Consider the following 5140-nt stretch of genomic DNA (forward strand, 5'->3'; position numbering starts at 1 on the left):
CGGCACGGCGTTGTCCGGCGCCATCTGGGCATCCGCGGTGCCGCAGGCGAGCGCGGATGCCCAGATGGCGCCGGACAACGCCGTGCCGAGGACGAGGTTTGCGAAGAGTTTCACCACCCGTTCCTCCCCGTCAGGCGCTGGCGTGCGCCGTCGTCGGATCGAACAGGCGCTTCACCTGCGTGATCTTCGTCGCCGGGAAGCCGCTCATCTTGGCGTGGCGCTGGATGATCGCCTCGTCCCTGGCGAGATAGACGCAGAAGGTCTTGTCGTCGGTGACGAATGACTCCACCCACTGGATCTCCGGGCCAAGTTCGGCGAGCACGGCGTTCGACGCCTTGGACGCGTCGCGAAGCTGCTCGCGCTCGAAGGTGCCGACCTTGGGAATGTCCCGTTCGATGATGTACTTCTGCATTTCCGTAATCTCCTCATCTTGGGTTCAAATGCCGGCGGGCGACCGACCAGGTCGCTGCCGGTGACATGCCCGGGCTTGCTGGGCTAAAGTGCCGCTTGGCTCGCCAGGCACGGGAAGAATGACAGGAGGGGCGGCCGACAGTCCTTACGCCGCGCTTATCTTCTCCTGATCCTTTGCCCATTGTCGTTGGAGGGAATGCTGCCGATGGGGGTCTATTGCTTCGGCGACTTCGAGCTGAACGAGGAATCCCGCGCCCTTCGCCTCGCCGGCAGGGAGGTCGAGGCGCAGCCGCTGGTCTTCGACTTCCTCGCCATGCTGCTGCGAAATCAGGAGCGGGCGCTGAGTAAGGACGAACTGCTCGAAACGCTGTGGCCGGGCGTCACGGTGACGGAGGCCTCGCTGCAGCGCGTGGCGAGTCTCGCTCGCAGTATCCTTCGCCAGGGCGGAATTGAAACGGCGCTGCGCAACCTGCCCCGGTTTGGCTACCGGATCTACCTGGATTCACCTGCCGCTCCGGAAAACAAGATCGTTCCGGCCGGCGAGGTGAGCAAGCCTTCGAGCCCCGGCTCGCCAATCCTTTTGGCACGCGCGGCCGTTGCGGCCAGAAAATGGCGTGAGGCCGCGGCCTCCTTCGCCGAAGCAGACGCCACCGACGAGTTGTTGACGGCCGATCTCGAAGAATGGGCCTTGGCACTGGAGTGCATGGGACGGCCGGCGGAAGCCATTCCGCTCCTGGCGCGCGCGGTGACGGAGTACGGCGTCGCCGGCGAACGCCTGCGCGCGTCTTCTCCGGCAATCACCCTTGCCATGATCCATCTGGAAAGAGGAGAGCTTGCCGCCGCCAACGGCTGGCATAAGCGAGCCGCGCAGTTGATCGATGGCGCCACCGAGAGCAGGGAGCATGGCCTCTGGTGCTGGATGGGCGCGCGCATCAAGGGCGCGGAAGCCGAGCCGGAGCACGCGCTTGCGCTCGCCGAGCAGGCTTTCGAGGTCGGCAAGCAACTCGAGGACCCGGTCGTCGAGTCGCTCGGTCTCATCTATCGCGGCTTCTTCAAGCTTTGCCTTGGGGAAACAAGGTCCGGGCAGGAAGACCAGGATTTTGCCGCAGCGCTTGGTCTCTCCAGCGATGTCGACCCGATCGTCGGCGGTATCCTCTACTGCAACATTCTCTGGGCCTGCCGAAATTTCGGCGACTGGGCGAGAGCCAACCAATGGACCCTCAGCTACGAGGGTTGGTGCAGAGGACACGGGCTGGAAGAACTCACAGGCTCGTGCCGGCTGCATCGGGCCGAGGTGCTCGGCGTCCATGGCACGCTGAAAGAGGCGGAGACGCTGGTGCGTGCCGCGCTCGACCAGCTTGCGCTCGACGCGCCTTGGGCCACTGGCGATGCGCTGCGCGTCCTGGGTGACATTCATCTTGCCGCCGGCGATTTCGCCGAGGCAGAAACAGCCTATCGCGCGTCCCACGCCGCGGGCTGGGACCCGCAGCCCGGCCTTGCGCTGCTGCAGCTCGAGCAGGGACAGGCGGAGGCCGCTTTCAGCGCGCTCGAGCGGTCCCTGGTTGGGAACCGCTGGCCAACCCTGCAGCGGCGCGGCATGGTCCTTGCCACGCTCGCCAAGGTGGCGGCGCGGACCGATCGGCTGGAGCGCGCGAAGCAGGTGATCGCCGAACTGGAAAGCGAGCCGCAACGTTGGCCGATGGCCTCGATCCGGGCGCTGACTGCCGAGGCCAAGGCGGAACTGTTCATGCGGGAAGATCGCCTTGTGGAAGCGGCGTGGGAGCTGCAGACCGCATGCTCGCGCTGGGCCGAGATCGGCTCGCCGACCAACTGCGCGGACGCCAGGCTTTCGCTCGCGGCGCTGCTTATCCAGCTGGGTGACCGCACCGGCGCGGAGCTGGAGCTCGGCACGGTGCTCGCGGTCGCGAAGAAAGTCGACTCGCCGCGCCTCATGCGGCGGTACGACGAGTTGAAAGGGCTGCTCGCCGGCGCCAAGAGAGAGGCGCTTGGGTAGCGCATAGACTCTCGCTTGAGGTTGGCTCGGTGCGATGGCATGACGGGAAACCCCAATGGAGCCCGGCATGAGCAGCGCGAAAGAAGTCATCGTCATCGGCGCCGGCATCATCGGTGCCTCGATCGCCTGGCATCTGACGGGAGCCGGGGCGCGGGTGACGGTGATTTCGGGTAGCGGCGCGGATGGCGTCGCGACACCCAATTCGTTTGCCTGGATCAATGCCAGCTGGGGCAACCCCGAGACCTATTTCCGGCTGCGCCGGCGCGCCATGGCCGAATGGACAAGGCTGGCGAAGGATCTGCCCGGCCTGCCGCTCGCCTGGTGCGGCGGCCTGTGCTGGGACATGCCGGCGGACGAGCTGGAGGCCTATGCGGCCGAGCATTCCTCCTGGGGCTACGGCATCGAGCGCGTCGGCCGTGATCGGGTGGCCCGCATCGAGCCCAATCTTACCGAGCTTCCGGAGCTTGCGCTCTATGTGGCGGAGGAAGGCGTCGCCGAGCCGGTTGCCGCCACCAGGGCGCTGCTGGCCGATGCCGAGCGGCGCGGCGCGAAGTTGGCAACCGGAACCGTCACCGCCCTGGCGCGATCCAATGGCAAGGTCACGGGCGTGGAGATGTCCGGCGAGCAGCTTACCGCCGACGAGGTGGTGATCGCGGCCGGCGCTGGAGCTCCGGGGATCGCCGAAACAGTCGGGGTCAAGCTGCCGATCGAAACACCGCCCGGCCTGATCGTCCATTCGCGCCCTTACAAAACGCTGCTCAACGGGCTGGTGCTGGCCGAGCGGCTGCACATGCGCCAGACGGCCGAGGGCCGGATCATCGCCGGCTCGGATTTCGGCGGCGCCGATCCGGGCGAGAATGCGGAGGACACGGCGCGCGAGCTGTTCAAGGCGACGAAGGCGATGCTGCGCGGCGCCGAGGGGCTGGAACTCGATTTCCACACGGTCGGCTACCGGCCGACCCCGGTCGACGGCTTCCCGATCATCGGCCGCGCCGAGGGGGTGGACGGGCTCTATGTCGCCGTCATGCATTCCGGCATCACGCTGGCGCCGGCCGTCGGTCTCTTTGCCGCGCGCGAAATCCTGGACGGCGAGCGCGATCCATTGCTTCAGTCTTACAGGCTTGGCCGCTTCTCTTAATAGCCGGTCGGCCTGCGAAAGCCCCCAGCGAGTGGCGCCATCGCCGCGGCAATGCCGAGCAGCCGCGATTCCGACCAGCGACTGCCGACCAACTGCAGGCCGATGGGCAGGCCCTCGCTGCCGTACCCGCCGGGTATCGTCAGCGCCGGATGGCCGGAATAATTGAACACCGCGCCATAGGCCGGCAGCATCCAATAGCTTTCCTCTCTGCCGTTGACCTCGATCGCCGTTCCCGGCGCGCAATGCGGGAAGGCAGTGGTCATGGCGACCGGGCAGAGCAGCGCATCGCAGCTTTCGAAGAACCTGTCCCAGGCGAGAATCGAGCGGTCGCGCCGGGCGAGCGCCGCGAACCAGCGCGAGACAGGCGTCGGTTGGTCCGGCGGGTCCGGCTGCGCGGCCTCCAGCATCATGCCGATCAGCGCGCCGCCCTCGGCCAGATCGTCGTGCAGATCGAGCCTGGGCAACTTTGCCTCCTCGACCATGGCGCCTGCCGATCCGAGCTTCTCGCCAAGCTTTTCGACGGCGGCGCTGATCTCGCCAGCCACCGGGAAGCCAGGGAAGGACGTGGCGACGGTGATGCGCAGCGAACTGACGTCCGGCGTCTCCGTAGCCTCGACCGGCACCGGCGCAAGGTCGGTGTCGCCTTCGTCCGGTCCGGCGATGATCCGGTAGATCAGTGCCAGGTCCTCGGCGCTGCGCGCCAGCGGGCCGAGGCACGACATCAGCCGGACGCTGCGCACCGTCCCGCCCGGATCGGGAAAAGCGCCGGCCAGCGAAACACGGTGCTCGGTCGGCTTCAGGCCGTAGACACCGCAGAAGCCGGAAGGCAAGCGGATGGAATCCTGCATGTCGGTGCCGACCTCGAACGGCGTCATGCCCGTGGCAACAGCCGCCGCTGCGCCACCGCTGGAGCCGCCGGCGGTGCGCGACAGATTCCAGGGGTTGCCTGTGCGGCCGAACAGTGGATTGTCCGATTGCCAGTCGCTGAGCATGGTCGCGACATTGGTCTTGCCGATCAGTATTGCGCCAGCCGCCTTCAGCCGCGCCACGACCGGGCTGTCCTTTTTCGCCACATAGTCGGCAAACGGCGGGAAGCCGACCGTGGTCTTCATGCCGGCCGTGTCGTGCGTGTCCTTCAGGGTGAAGGGCACGCCGTGCAGCGGACCCAGCGCGTCGCCGCGCGCCAGCGCAACGTCCGCCTGCCTGGCGCGCTCGCGAGCCCCTTCCCTGTCGAGGGTGACGATGGCGTTGACCGCCCCGTTGCCCCTGTCGATCTGCGCAAGATGCGCATCCAACGCCTCGGCGGCCGAGATTCTACGCGCGGAGATCGCGGTGGCGAGCTCGATGGTCGAGGCGAAGGCGATGTCCATGACGAATGCTCCGACTTGCTGGCCGCGCCTGCTGATCAAGATGGCGGACTGTGGCGCGGCTTCAAGCCGAGTTCAGCATCCGAGGATCGGCCTCGCTTGATCGGGATTGCGCTGGCATTCGCGGCGGGATGGTTCAGCCGGCCAGCGCCAGCTCCGCCAGAGCCGGAGTAAAGGGCCGAACGACCATGCCATCGCGTGCAATGGTGA

General features: G+C 67.1%; 4 protein-coding genes. 2 read left to right on the top strand and 2 right to left on the bottom strand.

The window, feature by feature from the left end; translation table 11 throughout:
• Nucleotides 1–130 precede the first annotated feature (130 nt).
• Entirely contained in the window at nucleotides 131–412 is a 282-nt protein-coding gene (locus EN781_RS25325) for a DUF4242 domain-containing protein (RefSeq protein WP_126056788.1), read from the bottom strand.
• A 195-nt stretch (nucleotides 413–607) separates the two neighbouring features.
• Here EN781_RS25325 and EN781_RS25330 point away from each other — a divergent pair, with 195 nt between their 5' ends.
• On the top strand, nucleotides 608–2425 hold the full coding sequence (locus tag EN781_RS25330; protein WP_126056789.1) for a winged helix-turn-helix domain-containing protein: 1818 nt from the start codon (nucleotides 608–610) through the stop codon (nucleotides 2423–2425).
• A gap of 67 nt (nucleotides 2426–2492) precedes the next feature.
• On the top strand, nucleotides 2493–3563 hold the full coding sequence (locus tag EN781_RS25335) for an FAD-binding oxidoreductase (RefSeq protein ID WP_126056790.1): 1071 nt from the start codon (nucleotides 2493–2495) through the stop codon (nucleotides 3561–3563).
• Here EN781_RS25335 and EN781_RS25340 read toward each other — a convergent pair.
• Nucleotides 3560–4933 (bottom strand): amidase, encoded by a 1374-nt coding sequence (locus EN781_RS25340; protein ID WP_126056791.1) that lies wholly within the window; start codon nucleotides 4931–4933, stop codon nucleotides 3560–3562. The genes EN781_RS25335 and EN781_RS25340 overlap by 4 nt on opposite strands.
• Between the last annotated feature and the right edge of the window lie 207 nt (nucleotides 4934–5140).

The sequence above is a fragment of the Mesorhizobium sp. M4A.F.Ca.ET.090.04.2.1 genome, from assembly GCF_003999085.1.
Taxonomy (GTDB): domain Bacteria; phylum Pseudomonadota; class Alphaproteobacteria; order Rhizobiales; family Rhizobiaceae; genus Mesorhizobium.